At 49.2% G+C, this 500-nt stretch carries 1 protein-coding gene; it reads right to left on the bottom strand.

The genetic code is table 11. From position 1 onward, the window contains the following. Positions 1 to 500: proline dehydrogenase family protein (locus R7Q11_RS29815; protein WP_318094503.1), on the bottom strand; the 500-nt coding region annotated here is incomplete at both ends.

The raw sequence follows: 500 nt of genomic DNA, 5'->3' as shown, positions 1-500 counted from the left end.
TGCGGTAAATCTTCTCGAACAGCTTTAGAGACAGCTCAAGGCGATCAGCTTCTTCTGCATCAATCGTGATCGCAACGTCGACTTCAATCGCGCGTTTTAGTAGTTGCATGAGCGTTTCATACAGCTCAGTCATAACACGCTCTTCGTTCGCCACTTCGTAGCGAGGGTGCAATGCTGAAAGCTTGATAGAAACCGAAGGCGCAGGGCTGGTGTCGTTACCGTAAGTCTCGCGACCCACCGCTTCGATCGCCATTAGGTAATCTTTGAAGTATTTGTTTGCATCCGCTGTTGTTAGCGCCGCTTCACCCAACATATCAAATGAGTAAGTGAAACCTTTGTCGCGCATCGGGCGACCATTTTTCTGCGCTTCTTCAATCGTGCGGCCGCGAACAAACTGGTGACCCATTATCTTCATTGCCTGATACATGGCTTTACGAATCACAGGTTCAGAGAATTTGTTAACCAGACGGTTTACAGCCTGACTTGGGCTCTGGGTGCCT

It is taken from the genome of Vibrio sp. 970, from assembly GCF_033339075.1.
Note: the sequence above shows the minus strand (reverse complement) of the source record. Positions and strands in the feature narration are given on the sequence as shown.